The organism is Nonomuraea sp. NPDC049750, from assembly GCF_040659625.1.
In the GTDB taxonomy this organism is placed as follows: domain Bacteria; phylum Actinomycetota; class Actinomycetes; order Streptosporangiales; family Streptosporangiaceae; genus Nonomuraea.
In genome coordinates, this window is the sequence record NZ_JBFANB010000002.1 from 169,228 (window position 1) to 184,589 (window position 15,362).

The 15,362-nt window shown below is 69.7% G+C and carries 14 protein-coding genes; 11 read left to right on the forward strand and 3 right to left on the reverse strand.

Going from position 1 to position 15,362, the window contains the following annotated elements; translation table 11 throughout:
- Positions 1–7 precede the first annotated feature (7 nt).
- From nusA to truB, 7 genes are all read left to right on the forward strand, one after another.
- Positions 8–1,012 (forward strand): transcription termination factor NusA, encoded by a 1,005-nt coding sequence (gene nusA / locus AB0J16_RS06015; RefSeq protein ID WP_357654416.1) that lies wholly within the window; start codon positions 8–10, stop codon positions 1,010–1,012.
- Positions 996–1,310, forward strand: coding sequence for a YlxR family protein (locus AB0J16_RS06020; protein WP_358535159.1), 315 nt, complete (start codon positions 996–998; stop codon positions 1,308–1,310). The genes nusA and AB0J16_RS06020 overlap by 17 nt, the downstream gene beginning before the upstream one ends.
- Positions 1,311–1,422: 112 nt before the next feature.
- On the forward strand, positions 1,423–4,581 hold the full coding sequence (infB, locus tag AB0J16_RS06025; RefSeq protein ID WP_358535161.1) for a translation initiation factor IF-2: 3,159 nt from the start codon (positions 1,423–1,425) through the stop codon (positions 4,579–4,581).
- A 120-nt stretch (positions 4,582–4,701) separates the two neighbouring features.
- Positions 4,702–4,998 (forward strand): DUF503 domain-containing protein, encoded by a 297-nt coding sequence (locus AB0J16_RS06030; protein ID WP_225299410.1) that lies wholly within the window; start codon positions 4,702–4,704, stop codon positions 4,996–4,998.
- A 42-nt stretch (positions 4,999–5,040) separates the two neighbouring features.
- Entirely contained in the window at positions 5,041–5,517 is a 477-nt protein-coding gene (gene rbfA, locus AB0J16_RS06035; RefSeq protein WP_358535163.1) for a 30S ribosome-binding factor RbfA, read from the forward strand.
- 161 nt (positions 5,518–5,678) lie between these two features.
- Positions 5,679–6,680 carry a bifunctional oligoribonuclease/PAP phosphatase NrnA gene (locus tag AB0J16_RS06040; RefSeq protein ID WP_358535165.1) on the forward strand — a complete coding sequence of 334 codons (1,002 nt, stop codon included), beginning with the start codon at positions 5,679–5,681 and terminating at the stop codon, positions 6,678–6,680.
- A complete protein-coding gene (gene truB / locus AB0J16_RS06045) occupies positions 6,680–7,552 on the forward strand; it encodes a tRNA pseudouridine(55) synthase TruB (protein ID WP_358535167.1) in 873 nt (290 codons plus the stop codon). The genes AB0J16_RS06040 and truB overlap by 1 nt, the downstream gene beginning before the upstream one ends.
- A 41-nt stretch (positions 7,553–7,593) precedes the next feature.
- Here truB and AB0J16_RS06050 read toward each other — a convergent pair whose 3' ends face one another.
- The 3 genes from AB0J16_RS06050 to AB0J16_RS06060 all read right to left on the reverse strand — a co-directional run bounded on the left by AB0J16_RS06050 (position 7,594) and on the right by AB0J16_RS06060 (position 9,992).
- Positions 7,594–8,271 carry a fibronectin type III domain-containing protein gene (locus tag AB0J16_RS06050; protein WP_358535169.1) on the reverse strand — a complete coding sequence of 226 codons (678 nt, stop codon included), beginning with the start codon at positions 8,269–8,271 and terminating at the stop codon, positions 7,594–7,596.
- A gap of 5 nt (positions 8,272–8,276) precedes the next feature.
- Positions 8,277–8,861, reverse strand: a complete 585-nt coding sequence (locus AB0J16_RS06055) for a hypothetical protein (RefSeq protein ID WP_358535171.1) — start codon at positions 8,859–8,861, stop codon at positions 8,277–8,279.
- Between the two features lie 111 nt (positions 8,862–8,972).
- Positions 8,973–9,992 (reverse strand): SAM-dependent methyltransferase, encoded by a 1,020-nt coding sequence (locus AB0J16_RS06060; protein ID WP_358535173.1) that lies wholly within the window; start codon positions 9,990–9,992, stop codon positions 8,973–8,975.
- A gap of 83 nt (positions 9,993–10,075) precedes the next feature.
- Between AB0J16_RS06060 and AB0J16_RS06065 the strand changes: the two genes are divergently transcribed.
- The 4 genes from AB0J16_RS06065 (at position 10,076) to AB0J16_RS06080 (ending at position 15,356) form a co-directional block, all read left to right on the forward strand.
- The gene (locus tag AB0J16_RS06065) at positions 10,076–11,005 is read left to right on the forward strand and encodes a bifunctional riboflavin kinase/FAD synthetase (RefSeq protein ID WP_358536129.1); all 930 of its coding nucleotides are present in this window, start codon (positions 10,076–10,078) and stop codon (positions 11,003–11,005) included.
- Positions 11,006–11,169: 164 nt separating this feature from the next.
- On the forward strand, positions 11,170–11,439 hold the full coding sequence (rpsO, locus tag AB0J16_RS06070) for a 30S ribosomal protein S15 (RefSeq protein ID WP_214642971.1): 270 nt from the start codon (positions 11,170–11,172) through the stop codon (positions 11,437–11,439).
- A 273-nt stretch (positions 11,440–11,712) separates the two neighbouring features.
- The gene (locus AB0J16_RS06075; RefSeq protein WP_358535175.1) at positions 11,713–14,049 is read left to right on the forward strand and encodes a polyribonucleotide nucleotidyltransferase; all 2,337 of its coding nucleotides are present in this window, start codon (positions 11,713–11,715) and stop codon (positions 14,047–14,049) included.
- The gene (locus AB0J16_RS06080; RefSeq protein WP_358535177.1) at positions 14,046–15,356 is read left to right on the forward strand and encodes a pitrilysin family protein; all 1,311 of its coding nucleotides are present in this window, start codon (positions 14,046–14,048) and stop codon (positions 15,354–15,356) included. The genes AB0J16_RS06075 and AB0J16_RS06080 overlap by 4 nt, the downstream gene beginning before the upstream one ends.
- Positions 15,357–15,362: the final 6 nt, after the last annotated feature.

Consider the following 15,362-nt stretch of genomic DNA (forward strand, 5'->3'; position numbering starts at 1 on the left):
AAGCCTCGTGGACATCGACATGAGCGTCCTGCGCAGCCTGGAGCGGGAGAAGGACATCTCCTTCGACCTGGTCGTCAAGGCGATCGAAGACGCGTTGCTGATCGCCTACTTCCGCACCGAGGGTGCCGCGCCCAAGGCGCGCGCGGAGCTCGACAGGACGAGCGGGCACGTGACCATCTTCGCCGCCGAGATCGACGACGAGGGCGAGATCGTCAGAGAGTTCGACGATACGCCGGGCAACTTCAGCAGAATCGCGGCGACCACCGCCAAGCAGGTCATCCTGCAGCAGCTGCGTGACGCCGAGGACGAGATCAACTTCGGCGAGTTCGCCAGCCGCGAGGGCGAGCTGGTCTCCGGTGTGATCCAGCAGGGCAAGGACCCGCGCGTGGTGCTGGTCGACCTCGGCAAGATCGAGGCCGTCCTGCCGCACAACGAGCAGGTGCCCGGTGAGGACTACGTGCACGGCGAGCGCATCCGCGCCTACGTGGTGCAGGTGAAGAAGGGCCACAAGGGCCCCTCGGTCACGCTGTCGCGTACCCATCCCGGCCTGGTCAAGAAGCTCTTCGCGCTGGAGGTGCCGGAGATCGCCGACGGCACGGTGGAGATCGCCGCCGTGGCCCGCGAGGCCGGTCACCGCACGAAGATCGCGGTCAGGTCGCGCAGGCAGGGCGTCAACGCCAAGGGCGCGTGCATCGGCCCGATGGGCTCGCGCGTGCGCAACGTGATGACCGAGCTGCACGGCGAGAAGATCGACATCATCGACTGGTCCGAGGACCCCGGCGAGTTCGTGGGGAATGCCCTGTCGCCGGCCCGCGTTTCTCACGTTGAGGTCCTCGATCTCGAAGGCCGGGTCGCGCGGGTGACCGTGCCCGACTACCAGCTCTCCCTGGCCATCGGCAAAGAGGGACAGAACGCCCGGCTTGCCGCGAGGCTCACTGGATGGCGGATCGACATCCGGCCTGACACCCAGGCCGAGGATGCTGCCGGTTCCGTAGATGCGTCAACACGGTAAGCTGGAATATGGTGGCCACGCGACTCCACAGCGCACCTGTGTGGGTTGCAGGGTCCGTACGGCTAAGTCCGACCTGCTCCGCTTGGTGCGGGTCGAGGATCACGTGATCCCTGACCTGCGAGGACGGCTTCCTGGTCGAGGTGCGTCACTGCATCCGTCCGAGAAGTGTCTGGAGCTTGCCGAGCGTCGCCGAGCGTTTCCGCGCGCGTTCCGCGTGCCGGGGCCGCTTGACGTCTCGCGCGTGCGGGTGCACCTGGAGAAGGGGAACCAAGAAATGTCATGTAGGACGCCGAGTTGATGGGCGGAGTCAGATTGCTATGAGCGCCTGATGAGCACGCGGCGATGAAGATGTCAAGGTAGCGACGGTCCGGACGGCACAGCCAGCCTCCCGGGCCGAGTAAGGGAGTGCAGTGGCGAAGGTCCGGGTATACGAGCTCGCTAAGGAGTTCGGCGTAGAGAGCAAGGTCGTCATGGCCAAGCTCCAGGAGATGGGGGAGTTCGTCCGTTCGGCGTCCTCCACCATCGAGGCGCCGGTGGTCCGCAGGCTCACCGAAGCATTGGGCGCATCCAAGGGTGGGTCCTCGAGGGGCGGCGGTTCGTCGTCCAAGCCGCAGCCGCCAAGGGCTGCTCCCCGGCCGGCGGACAGCCTGGCCGGTAACGGCGTCGCGGAGGCGCCGACCCCAACATCAGCTCCGCGTCCGGGTCCGGGCCCCAGGCCTGGTCCGCGTCCGGGTCCGGCAGGTCCCGCGGGCGGCGGTCAGCCGCGCCCGCCGGTGCCGATGCCGCACCAGCCGCAGCCTGAGCCCGAGCGTGCCGACACCTCCGGCGCTCCGCAGGCGCGTTTCGACAGCGGCACCCGTCCCGCGCCCGCTCCGGGCGCCCCCACTCCGGGCCCGCGTCCCGGTCCCGCCGCCCGTCCGGGTCCCAAGCCCGGCCCCGCGGCGCGTTCCGGCGCGCCCTCCGGTGGCGGTGGCCCGGCGGCTCCGCGTTCCGACCGTGGTCCGTCCGATCGTGGCCCGTCCGACCGTTCCCCCTCCGGTGGCGGTCCTCGTCCGGGTCCCGGTCCCAAGCCGGGTCCGCGCGGCCCGCGTCCGGGCAACAACCCGTTCTCGTCCAACGCCAGCGGCATGGGCCAGTCCCGGCCGCCGCGTCCCGGTGCCAACCGCGATGGTGGCGGCACCGGTCCCGGCCAGCGCGAGCGTCGTGACGGTCCGCCGCGCGACGGCGCGGCTCCGCGTCCCCCGCAGGGTCGTGGCGGCGACGGCAGGCCCGGTGCGGCCGGTCCGCGTCCTGGTCCGCCCGGTGCGGCCGGCCCGCGTCCCGGTCCCGGTGCGGGCGGTCCCCGTCCCGGCGGTCCGCGTCCCAACCCGATGATGATGCCTCAGGGTCGTCCCGCCGGTCCCGGCGGTGGCGGCGGCGGTGGCCGTCCCGGTGGCGGCGGCGGTCGTCCCGGCGGCGGTGGCGGCGGTGGCCGTCCTGGCGGCGGTGGCGGCGGCGGTCGTCCCGGTGGTGGCGGCGGTTTCGCCGGTCGCCCCGGTGGCGGCGGTGGCGCCGGTCGTCCGGGCACGAGCACCGGTGGTCCCGGTGGCGGCGGCGGTTTCGCCGGTCGTCCCGGTGGCGGCGGCCGTGGCCGCGGTGGCGGCACTGCGGGCGCGTTCGGGCGTCCCGGTGGCCGTCCCACGCGTGGCCGCAAGTCCAAGCGTCAGAGGCGCCAGGAGTTCGACAACATGTCGGCCCCGGCGATCGGCGGCGTGCAGGTCGCTCGCGGCAACGGTGCGACGATCCGCCTTCCGCGCGGTGCGTCGCTGTCCGACTTCGCCGACCGGATCGGTGCCAATCCCGCCTCGCTGGTGCAGATCATGCTGCACCTCGGCGAGATGGTGACCGCCACCCAGTCGGTCAACGAGGAGACGCTGCAGCTGCTCGGCTCCGAGCTCGACTACAACATCCAGGTCGTCAGCCCGGAGGAGGAGGACCGCGAGCTTCTCGAGGCCTTCGACATCGAGTTCGGCGAGGATGAGGGCGACGAGGCCGACCTGGCCGCGCGTCCGCCGGTCGTGACCGTCATGGGTCACGTCGACCACGGTAAGACCAAGCTGCTCGACGCCATCCGCAAGACCAACGTGGTGGCGCGCGAGGCCGGTGGCATCACCCAGCACATCGGCGCTTACCAGGTCGCCACCGAGCACGAGGGCGAAGAGCGCAAGGTCACCTTCATCGACACCCCGGGTCACGAGGCGTTCACCGCCATGCGTGCCCGTGGTGCCAAGGCGACCGACATCGCGGTGCTGGTGGTCGCGGCCGACGACGGTGTGAAGCCGCAGACCATCGAGGCGCTCAACCACGCCCAGGCGGCCGACGTGCCGATCGTGGTCGCGGTCAACAAGGTCGACAAGGAGGGCGCCGACCCCAACAAGGTCCGTGCCCAGCTCACCGAGTACGGCCTGGTGGCGGAGGAGTTCGGCGGCTCGACGCTGTTCGTCGACATCTCCGCCAAGAACGGGACCGGCATCGAGCAGCTGCTCGAGGCCATCCTGCTCACCGCGGACGCCGAGCTCGACCTGCGCGCCAACCCGGCGATGGACGCTCAGGGCATCGCGATCGAGGCCCACCTCGACAAGGGCCGTGGCCCTACCGCGACCGTCCTGGTCCAGCGCGGCACGCTGCGCGTCGGCGACTCCATCGTCTGTGGCGAGGCCTACGGCCGCGTCCGGGCGATGCTCGACGACAACGGCGAACTGGTCGAAGAGGCCACGCCGTCCCGTCCGGTCCTGGTGATGGGTCTGACGGCCGTGCCGGGCGCGGGTGACAACTTCATCGTCGTCACCGACGACCGGATGGCCCGTCAGATCGCCCAGCAGCGCGCGGCGCGCAAGCGCAGCGCCGACATGGCGAGGTCGAGCCGCCGCCTGACCCTTGAGGAGCTGTTCAGCAACCTCGAGAAGGGTCGCGTCGACGAGCTCAAGCTCATCATCAAGGGTGACGTGTCCGGTTCGGTGGAGGCCCTGGAAGACGCTCTGCTCAAGATCGATGTCGGCGACGAGGTCAGGCTCCGTGTCCTGCACCGTGCCGTCGGTGCGATCACCGAGTACGACGTCAACCTGGCCGTCGCCGACGACAACGCGGTCATCATCGGCTTCAACGTCCGGCCTGAGCCCCGGGCGCGCGACCTGGCCGAGCGCGAGGGCGTCGACATCCGCTACTACTCGGTCATCTACCAGGCGATCGAGGAGATCGAAGCGGCGCTCAAGGGCATGCTCAAGCCCGAGTTCGAAGAGGTCCAGATGGGCACCGCCGAAGTCCGCGAGGTCTTCAAGGTGCCGAAGATCGGCAACGTCGCCGGTTCGCTGGTCCGCTCCGGCACGATCGTGCGCAACAGCAAGGCCCGGATCATCCGCGATGGCGTCGTCGTCGCCGACAACCTCACCGTTTCGTCGCTGCGTCGCTTCAAGGACGACGCGACCGAGGTCCGCGAGGGCTTCGAGTGTGGTATCGGGGTCGGCTACAGCGACATCCGGATCGACGACGTCATCGAGACGTTCGAGATGCGGGAGAAGCCGCGCGCCTAACACGCGGCCGGGCGCCCGGCGGACCATCCGCCGGGCGCCTCTCGCACGCCCGGGCCCGCTTTCCACCGCAGCGGGGCCGGGGTGCGCTTCACACACCAGGACAAGCGGTGGTTGCCAACGATGTATGTGGGTGCTCTGACCCTGGACATCCTGCTCGGCGACGTACATTCGCTGAAGCAGAAGCGTTCCGTCGTGCGACCGCTGGTCGCCGAGCTGCACAGGCGTTTTCCCGGTGTCGCGGTGGCCGAGACCGGTCACCTCGACCTGCACCGCCGGGCGGAGGTCGGCATCGCCGTAGTCTCGGGCTCGGCGGGCAACTGCCAAGAGGTATTGGACGCCTGCGAGCGCATGGTGGCCTTCCGCCCTGAGATCGAGCTGCTGTCGGCGAGACATCGGCTCTACAACGACGAAGACTGAACGACTGCACGGCCTCCGGGTCGTGCGTGAGGGGGAGCGAACATGGTGGATGCAGCACGAGCGCGCAAGCTCGCCGACCGCATCCAGCAGATCGTCGCCGAGATGCTGGAGCGCCGGATCAAGGACCCGCGCCTGGGCTTCGTCACCGTGACCGACACGCGCATCACCGCCGACCTGCGTGAGGCCACGGTCTTCTACACGGTGTTCGGCTCCGATGCCGAGCGGGCCGACACTGCGGCCGCCCTCGACAGCGCGAGAGGCATCATCCGCTCCGAGGTGGGCCGCCAGACCGGTGTCCGCTTCACTCCGACGCTGGAGTTCAAGCACGACCCGCTGCCTGACAGCGCGCGCCAGCTCGACGATCTGATCAACGCCGCCAAGGCCAGGGACGCCGAGGTGGCGCGCAAGGCCGAGGGCGCGACCTACGCCGGCGACCCCGACCCCTACCGCAAGCCGGAGGAGGACGACGAGCCGGACCTCCTCGGCAAGCCTGACGAGGACGGGCAGCCGGCGAAGTGACGCCCGACGTGCGCGACAGAACCGATCGCCCGCCCCGCATGGGTCCGGGCGCGTCGGGTTCAGACGCTGCGGGTCCGGGCTCGTCGAATCCCGACGCCTCAGGTTCGGGCGCTGGGGGGCAGGGTCGTCTTCAGGCTCCGCCGCCCAGCGGCCCGGACGGCGTGCTGCCGCCGTCCGGCTCGGTGATCCCCGAGCCCGCCTGGCGGCGCGCGCTCGACCTGATCGGCAAGGCCGACGAGATCGCGCTGGCCTGCCACGTGTCACCCGACGGCGACGCGCTCGGCTCGATGCTGGCCACCGGCTCCGTCCTGCGGGCCCAGGGCAAGCGGGTCGTCGCCTCCTTCGGCGACCGGCAGTTCGACGTGCCGCGCCTGCTGCGCTTCCTGCCCGGCCAGGACCTGCTCGTGCCGCCGGCGGACTTTCCGGCGGAGCCGGAGCTGATGATCACCTTCGACTCCTCGACGCCCGACCGGTTGGGCCTGCTGGGCCCCAACACGGCCAAGGCCCACGAGGTCATCGTGGTCGATCATCACCTGTCCAACACCGGGTTCGGCACGCTCAGCCTCATCGATCCGCATGTCGCCGCGACGGCCGTGCTGGCCGAGCAGTTGATCTACCGTCTCGGCGGCAGCCTGGACCGTGACATCGCCACCTGCCTGTACGCCGGGCTGGTGACCGACACCGGTTCGTTCCGCCACGCCTCGACCACGCCAGAGGTGCACCAGATGGCCGCCCGGCTGGTCGCCACCGGGCTGCGGACCGACGAGATCGCCCGCGAGCTGTGGGACCGGTCTCCGTTCGGCTACCTCAAGGTGCTCGCCGCCGCGCTCGAGCGGGTGTCGCTGGATGACGGCCTGGTCTGGACATACGTGCCCCGGGTCGACCGGGCCGCGTACGGTCTGCCGTACACCGAGCTGGAGGGCCTCATCGACATCGTGCGGCGCACGGACGAGGCCGAGGTGGCGGTGGTGCTCAAGGAGGACGACCAGGGAGCCTGGCAGGCGTCGAGCCGGTCCAAGGGCGCGGTCGACGTCGGCGCGATCTGCGCCGTGCTGGGCGGCGGCGGTCATCACAACGCGGCCGGATTCACCTCGCACCTCAGCGTCGAGGACACCATCGCGGCGTTCCGGGCGCTGCTGCCGAGTCGAGACGGAGAGGCTTGATGGCCGAAAGTGGCTTGATCATCGTGGACAAGCCGGCCGAATGGACGTCCCACGACGTGGTGGCCAAGATGCGGCGGCTGGCCGGCACCCGGCGGGTGGGCCACGCGGGCACTCTCGACCCCATGGCGACGGGCGTGCTCGTGGTCGGCGTGGAGAAGGCGACCCGGCTGCTCGGGCACCTGGCGCTGACGGAGAAGGTCTACGAGGCCACGATCCGGCTCGGCGTGACCACCAACACCGATGACGCCGAGGGCGAGGTCATCTCGACGGCCCCGGCGGCCGAGGTGCGCCCCGCCGAGGTCGAGAAGGGCATCGCGGCGCTCACCGGCGAGATCATGCAGATCCCGCCGCAGGTCAGCGCCATCAAGGTCGGGGGGCAGCGGGCGTACAAGCTGGCCCGGGCGGGCGAGGACGTCGAGCTGGCCGCGCGACCGGTCACCGTGCGGGAGTTCTCCGTGCTGGACATCAGGGCGCACGACGACGTGATGGACATCGACGCCGTGGTGACCTGCTCCAGCGGCACCTACATCCGGGCCCTGGCCCGTGACCTGGGGGCCGGGCTCGGCGTCGGCGGGCACCTGACGGCGCTGCGCCGCACCCGGGTCGGCCCGTACGACCTGTCGCGGGCTAGGACCATCGACCGGCTGGCCGAGGAATGCGTGGTCCTGCCCATCGGGGAGGCGGTCTCGGCGGCGTTCCCGCGCTGGGACCTCACCGCCGAGGAGGCCAGGGTCGTCAGCCACGGCGGACGGTTGCCCGCCGCGGGGCACGGCAAGGGGCCGATCGGCGTGTTCGGGCCGGAAGGCGAGCTGCTCGCCCTGGTGGAGGAGCAGGGCCGCATCGCCAAGCCCCTGGCCGTGTTCATTTCCTAAAAGGTTCATTTCCTAAAGGTTCATTTCCTAAGGTTCATTTCCTAAGAGCCGCCCGTGGTCTGGTGGGCGACGTTCGACGGCGGCCCGTAGCGGAAGGCGCGCACCCGGTAGGACGCGCGGCTCTCCTCGGGCAGCGTGACCAGGCCGAAGGCGTTGACGTCCGGATCGAGGGCGGCGACGACCCGGAAGTCCGGCCGGCCCGACGGGCGGTCCTCCAGCAGGAAGCCCTCCTCGTCGGAGGTCCGGTCGGTCCACCGGAACGCCACGCCGTCGGCCTGCGTCACGATGGCCCGCAGATCCGACGGCGCCGCCCCCTCGCTCCTGACCGGCCGCGCCCCTTTCGGGCCGCCGGGGATGGTCCGCGGCTCCGACCAGCCGGGCTGCGGCTTGGCGTACGGGCCGCCGCCCAGCGCCACGTCCACCGGCGCGGAGGCCTGGCCGTAGTAGGGCCGCAACCGGTAGTAGAACGGTGTGCGCGGGATCAGATCGGGATGCGTGTACGTGCTCTGCTCCGGCGGCAGGAACCCCAGGATCGTGTACGGCCCCTGTGGCTCGGTGGCGAACTCCAGGACGTGCCCCGAGGCGTCCGGCTCGCGGCCCTCCCAGCGCAGCGTGATGTCGGTCGGCGACACAAGGGTGGCCGTCAGGCGGACCGGCGTCTGCCGCGGCGCCGAGCAGGCGGCCGTCAGCAGGAGCAAAGCCACCAGAGCTGCTCTCATCGCCGCTACTTGCGCCAGAACTGGATGCCGCTCCACTCGACCGTGGCCGGACCCTTGCCGCTGCCCGTCCGGTAGGCGCCGAACTTGTCGTAGAAGCTGCCGCCCTCACTCGACACGGTGTGCTTCAGCGACCCGTTGATGTAGGTCCGATGGGTGCTGCCGACCACATGAACGGTGTTGACGCGGACAGTCGTGCCGATCGTGGCGCCGGTGGCGATGGTGTCGCCGCCGTGCACGGAGTAGAGCCGGCCGCCGCGTTCGACGGCGAGCATGAAGAACGGGCCGGTCGTCTTGAAGGTCTGCTTCAGGCTGATGCGGGTGCCTTCCAGACTGGTGATCTTGAAGTAGCCCTCGAACTGGCGGGTGCCGCTGGAGTAGGTGGCGTAACGCCGCTCGGCCCGCTGGTCGCCGCTGCCGGTGGAGCAGCTCAGCTTGAAGGTCAGGTCGTTGACGTCACCGCAACCCCGCTCCTGGACGGTGAACGTCGGCTCGTATGAGGTCCAAGGTCCCGACTCCACAGGGTCGGCCGCGGCGGGCAGAGCTGGGACGAGTAATCCGATTGCTAGCGCGCCCGTGGCGACTAATCGCATCGTTCCTCCCGATTAGGAAACTTTCCTATCAGGATTCATAGGATCACTCGTCACACTCCTCGTCAAGAGTTGTGATGTGAGCTGTCGGAAGCGGGGGAGAGGTCCGACCTCTTATGGCTTGCGGGCCACCATGATGTCGCGGACGATCGCCTGGTCGACCCAGTGCTCGAAGTCCGGCAGATCGACCACGTCGAGCCCCGCCTTGGCCAGAATCTCGGCCAGGTCGTCGCGGGTGCCGCCATAGGTGTTCCACGAGATGCCGAGGGCGCCGCCGGGCCGCAGCAGCTCCGCCCAGACGGGCGCGGCCTTCCTGATGAGCTCCAGGGGGCTGCGCGACAGCCCACCGCCGCCGCCCCTGCTGCCGTGCTGCACGCCATAGGGGGCGTCGGTCACCACGACGTCGAAGGAGCGCGGCTTGAAGAACTCGCGGCTGCGCAGGGTGTCGGCGTTGACCACGGAGACGCGCTGCGTGTCGCCGGACTTGAACTCCTCCTTCGACCGGCTGAAGGAGATGTTCAGTCGCCGGCCGACCAGCGCCCGCTCGCGCCGTACGGGTACGGTCTCGGCGGTGTGCTTGAACCGCTTGTTCTTCAGCCAGGTCCTGAGGAAGCCGGCGTACGCCTCGAAGTCCTTGCTGTCGACATCGGCCCCATAGGCGTCATATCCGTACATGAGGGCCTGGTTGAGCGTGGTGCCACGCCCGCACAGCGGATCGAACACCGACAGTCGCTCGTCCAGCCGCCGATCGCTGGCCAGCACCGTGACGTTCAGCAGCAGCTTGGTGAAGTGCTCGTTCGTCTTGCCGGCGTATTTCTGGATCGTGATCAGATCGCTGCTGAGCCGGTCGAGCGGCGACACGGTGAGCGGCCGCAGCAGCTCGCCCTCGATCCCATAGAGCGCGTAGACCGAGGAGAGGTTGGACAGCAGCGCGACGTCACCGGCGCCGAGCGGCGCGGCCGTCTCGAAGCTCACGTACGGCAGGCCGCCGATCACGCTCTCCCCGAGGTCCGACACCTCGGTCTCCAGGGCCCGCCGGCCGAAGAAGGCCAGCTCGGCGAGGGTCAGGCGGACCGCGCTCTCACCGTAGACACGGTTGAAGGCAGGCAGGATCAGAAGTGCGTATCGAGGCATGGTGCGGCCGATCGTACCCCCTCGATTGGAGCTGACGCGGCGCCGCATGGCAGGCTGGTGGGGGATTGATCCGCGACAAGCGAATGGGGCCGGGCGTGCAGGGTTCGGATAGGTCCGCCGTCACGATCGGCGTGTTCGACGGCGTGCACCGCGGGCACCAACAGGTGGTCGAGCGGGCCGTGGCCGCCGCCCGGGAGCGCGGTCTGCGCGGCGTCGCGGTCGTCTTCGAGCCGCACCCCGCCGAGGTGGTCCGGCCCGGGTCCCACCCGGCCCGCCTGACCACGCCGAGGCGCAGGTCGGAGCTGCTGACCGGGCTCGGCGTGGGCGAGGTGTGCGTCGAGGAGTTCACGCTGGAGCTGTCCAGGATGAGCCCCGGCGAGTTCGCCCAGTCGATCCTGGCCGACCGGCTGCGGGCCGCCGTGGTCGTGGTGGGGGCGAACTTCACCTTCGGCCACCGCGCGGCCGGCACCACCGAGACGCTGGTCGCGCTCGGCGAGAAGTACGACTTCGCCGTCGAGGTGGTCCCCCTGCTCGACGGGGTTTCCGCCACCGAGATCCGCGGCCGGCTGACGGCCGGTGACGTCGAGGGCGCCACGGCGGGCCTGGGCCGCCCGCACCGGGTGGAGGGCGTGGTCGTGCGCGGCTACCAGCGCGGTCGCCGGCTCGGCTTCCCCACCGCCAACGTCGAGACGCCGCCCCACACGGCCATCCCCGCCGACGGGGTCTACGCGGGCTGGCTGGAGTGCGTGCCCGTCGCCAACCTGCCCGCCCTCTACGCGGGCGAGCGCTGGCCCGCCGCCATCTCCGTCGGCACCAACCCCACCTTCGAAGGGGTCCCGCGCACGGTCGAGGCGTACGCGCTGGACCGCGACGACCTGGAGCTGTACGGCGTGCACGTGGCGGTAGACTTCGCCGCGAGACTGCGGGGAAACACCCGGTTCGACTCGATCGAGGAGCTCATCGCCCAGATCCACAGCGACGTCGACCAGGCCAGGCGGCTGACCTCGGGCTGAGGATTGATGACGCGGCGCTTGACCGCGATGGTAACCTTGCATGTCGGTCCAGTGACGGCGGCGCTGCGCGCTGCTCTGACGGCCTTCGCCGCGGCGACTGTAGGCACGCACGGTCGCTCGCATCATTTATCTATTCGCGCGTGCCTGTAGCTCAAAGGAGAGCCGTGTCCCTCGACACCGCTGCCAAGAAGACCATCATCGCTGAATACGCGACGGCCGACGGCGACACCGGGTCGCCCGAGGTGCAGATCGCGCTGCTCAGCAAGCGCATCAGCGAGCTGACCGAGCACCTGAAGACGCACAAGCACGACCACCACAGCCGTCGTGGCCTGCTGCTGCTCGTCGGGCGTCGGCGCCGCCTGCTGAAGTACCTGCAGAAGGTCGACATCGCGCGTTACCGTGCGCTCATCGAGCGCCTCGGCCTGCGCCGATAGAGTGAGAGGGAGCGGCGTTCGCGTCGCTCCCTTCTCATTGCACCACCGGCGCGTCGAGCGCCGTACAACTGAATATCCGAGACACACTTAAGAGCCCCCGCGTCCGCACAAGCACCAAGCGACCCGCGACGCATGCGGGCCGGTCCTCGGTAGTGGCTTCCGGTAACAGTGACAGTTCTGACCGGGCGCTTCGATCGAAGACCGGCGCTGCACCTAACGAGGGTGCCGGTGAGAAAGAGGGCGCGGGAGACTGACTGACCAAGGAGGTCCCCCGTGGAGGGTGTCCACACCGCTGAAGCCGTCATAGACAACGGCTCATTCGGCACACGCACGATCCGGTTCGAGACCGGTCGTCTGGCGCGCCAGGCGGCGGGTTCCGCCGTCGCCTATCTCGACAACGACACGATGGTCCTGTCCGCGACCACCGCCTCGAAGTCGCCCAAGGAAAACCTCGACTTCTTCCCGCTGACGGTGGACGTCGAGGAGCGCATGTACGCCGCGGGACGCATCCCCGGCTCGTTCTTCCGCCGTGAGGGCCGTCCCTCCGAGGACGCCATCCTCACCTGCCGCCTGATCGACCGGCCGCTGCGCCCGTCGTTCGTCAAGGGGCTGCGCAACGAGGTCCAGGTCGTCGCCACGGTCATGTCCCTCAACCCCGACCACCTCTACGACGTGGTCGCCATCAACGCGGCCTCGCTGTCGACGCAGCTCGCCGGGCTGCCGTTCTCCGGCCCGATCGGCGGCGTCCGCGTCGCGCTGATCGACGGCCAGTGGGTCGCCTTCCCGACGCACCACGAGCTCGAGCGCGCCACGTTCGACATGGTCGTGGCCGGGCGGGTGCTCGGCGACGGCGACGTCGCGATCATGATGGTCGAGGCCGAGTCCACCAAGGACACGCTGAAGCTGATCGCCGAGGGCGCCGTCGCGCCCAACGAGGAGACGATCGCGCAGGGCCTTGAGGCCGCCAAGCCGTTCATCAAGGTGCTGTGCGAGGCGCAGTCGCGGGTCGCGCAGGTCGCGGCTAAGGAGACCGCCGAATACGCCGTCTTCCTCGACTACCAGGAGGACGTCTACGCCGCCCTGGAGAGCGCGGTCAAGACCGAGCTCGCCGCCGCGCTGACCATCGCCGGCAAGAAGGAGCGCGAGACCGAGCTCGACAAGGTCAAGGCGCTGGCCGTCGAGAAGCTGCTTCCCGAGTTCGAGGGCCGCGAGAAGGAGATCTCCGCCGCCTTCCGCTCGGTGATGAAGAAGCTCATGCGCGAGCGGGTCATCAAGGAGGGCCTGCGCATCGACGGCCGCGGCACCAAGGACATCCGCGCGCTGTCCGCCGAGGTCCACGTGGTGCCGCGGGTGCACGGCTCGGCGCTGTTCGAGCGTGGTGAGACCCAGATCCTGGGCATCACGACCCTCAACATGCTGCGCATGGAGCAGGTCATCGACACGCTCAACCCCGAGCGGACCAAGCGTTACATGCACAACTACAACTTCCCGCCCTACTCCACCGGTGAGACCGGCCGCGTGGGCTCGCCCAAGCGCCGGGAGATCGGTCACGGCGCGCTGGCCGAGCGGGCGCTGATCCCGGTCCTGCCCTCGCGCGAGGAGTTCCCGTACGCCATCCGCCAGGTCTCCGAGGCACTGAGCTCCAACGGCTCCACCTCGATGGGCTCGGTCTGCGCCTCCACGATGGCGCTGCTCGACGCCGGTGTGCCGCTGCGCGAGATGGTCGCGGGCATCGCGATGGGCTTGATCGGCGAGGGTGACCAGTACGTCACGCTGACCGACATCCTCGGCGCCGAGGACGCCATGGGCGACATGGACTTCAAGGTCGCCGGCACCAAGGACGTCATCACCGCGCTTCAGCTCGACACCAAGCTCGACGGCATTCCCGCCTCCGTGCTGGCCGCCGCGCTGAAGCAGGCCAAGGGCGCCCGCCTGGCCATCCTCGAGGTGATGCAGGAGGCGATCGACTCTCCGGCGGAGATGAACCCGACCGCGCCGCGCATCATCACCATCAAGGTCCCCGTGGACAAGATCGGCGAAGTCATCGGCCCGAAGGGCAAGATGATCAACCAGATCCAGGACGACACGGGCGCCGAGATCACCATCGAGGACGACGGCACCATCTACATCGGTGCCACCGACGGCCCGTCGGCCGAGGCCGCCCGCACGGTGATCAACGGCATCGCCAACCCGCACATGCCGGAGGTCGGCGAGCGCTACCTGGGCACGGTCGTGAAGATCGCCGCCTTCGGCGCGTTCGTCTCGCTGATGCCCGGCAAGGACGGCCTGCTCCACGTCTCCCAGATCCGCAAGCTGCACGGCGGCAAGCGCATCGAGAACGTGGAAGACGTCATGAGCGTCGGCGAGAAGGTCCAGGTCGAGATCGCCGAGATCGACGGCCGGGGCAAGCTGTCCCTGGTTCCGGTCGAGGTGATCGAGAAGGAGGCCGCCGAGAAGGAGGCCAAGGGCGAGGCCGACTCCTCCGAAGGTGCCGAGGCGCCGGCCGCCGCGTCGGATGACAAGCCACGCGACGACCGTCCCCGCCGTACCCGCACCCGGGTGCGCGCGCCCCGCGCCGACGGTTCCGATGGAGACGACCGCAACTCGTGAGAACCACCACGCTGCACCCCGGCCGTGACGGGGCCGGGGTGGTAAGGCGCACCGTCCTTCCCGGTGGGCTGCGCGTGGTGACCGAGACCATGCCGACCGTGCGTAGTGTCGCGGTCGGCATGTGGGTCGGCATCGGCTCGCGTGATGAGGACTCCCAGCACATGGGGGCCACCCACTTCCTCGAACACCTGCTCTTCAAGGGCACGCCCACGCGCGACACCATGGAGATCTCGGCGTCCATCGAGGGCATCGGCGGGGAGATCAACGCCTTCACCGCCAAGGAATACACCTGCTACTACGCCCGGGTGCTCGACGAGGACCTGCCGGTCGCGGTGGATGTGCTCGCCGACGTGGTGACCAGCTCGCTGATCACCCCCGACGACGTCGAGTCCGAACGCGGGGTGATCCTCGAAGAGATCGCCATGCATGACGACGACCCGTCCGATGTCGTGCACGAGCAGTTCGCGGCGGCGCTCTACGGAGACTCGCCGATCGGACGGCCCATCCTCGGCACGGTCGAGTCGATCAACGAGCTTCCCCGCGACCGGATCGCCGGCTACTACCAGCAGCACTACGAGCCGCGCCGCACGGTCGTCTCCGTCGCCGGCAACATCCGGCACGAGGATGTCGTCGAGCTGGTCGTGCGCGCCTACGAGCGGGCGGGCGCGCTCGGCGGACCGCTGGAGGCCGACCCGCCCCGCACGAGCGGGCCGGGCGCCCGAACCTGGTCGGGGGTCAAGGTGCTCGACCGTCCAACCGAACAGGCCAACCTGGTGCTCGGTACGACCGGCATGTCCCGTACGGACGACCGGCGCTTCGCCCTCGGCGTGCTCAACGCGGCGCTCGGCGGCGGCATGTCGTCTCGTCTCTTCCAGGAGATCAGGGAGAAGCGCGGGCTGGCCTACTCCGCCTACAGCTACACCTCTGCCTACGCCGACACCGGCCAGTTCGGTATCTACGTGGGCTGCCTGCCGTCGAAGATCGACGACGTGCTCAAGATCTGCCGTGACGAGGTCGTCAGGGTGGTCGACGACGGCCTCGAGGCCGACGAGATCATGCGCGGCAAGGGGCAGATGCGGGGCGGGCTGGTGCTCGGGCTGGAGGACACCGGCTCACGCATGTCGCGGATCGGGAAGAACGAACTGGTCTACGACGAGCTGCTGTCCGTGGACGAGGTGCTGGCCAGAATCGAGGCCGTCACTCCGGACGAGATCGCCGAGGTCGCGGCCGACGTCCTCAACCGGCCGCTCACGCTCGCCGTGATCGGTCCGTACGGCGACAAGGACTTCTCCAGCGCCATCGCCTGATGCCTT

Bases quoted from the DNA above. Each gene is read 5' to 3' on its own strand.
- AB0J16_RS06020 (WP_358535159.1), top strand. From the start codon at position 996: ATGCGTCAACACGGTAAGCTGGAATATGGTGGCCACGCGACTCCACAG.
- AB0J16_RS06030 (WP_225299410.1), top strand. From the start codon at position 4,702: ATGTATGTGGGTGCTCTGACCCTGGACATCCTGCTCGGCGACGTACAT.
- rbfA (WP_358535163.1), top strand. From the start codon at position 5,041: ATGGTGGATGCAGCACGAGCGCGCAAGCTCGCCGACCGCATCCAGCAG.
- truB (WP_358535167.1), top strand. From the start codon at position 6,680: ATGGCCGAAAGTGGCTTGATCATCGTGGACAAGCCGGCCGAATGGACG.
- AB0J16_RS06050 (WP_358535169.1), bottom strand. From the start codon at position 8,271: ATGAGAGCAGCTCTGGTGGCTTTGCTCCTGCTGACGGCCGCCTGCTCG.
- AB0J16_RS06055 (WP_358535171.1), bottom strand. From the start codon at position 8,861: ATGCGATTAGTCGCCACGGGCGCGCTAGCAATCGGATTACTCGTCCCA.
- AB0J16_RS06060 (WP_358535173.1), bottom strand. From the start codon at position 9,992: ATGCCTCGATACGCACTTCTGATCCTGCCTGCCTTCAACCGTGTCTAC.
- AB0J16_RS06065 (WP_358536129.1), top strand. From the start codon at position 10,076: ATGGGGCCGGGCGTGCAGGGTTCGGATAGGTCCGCCGTCACGATCGGC.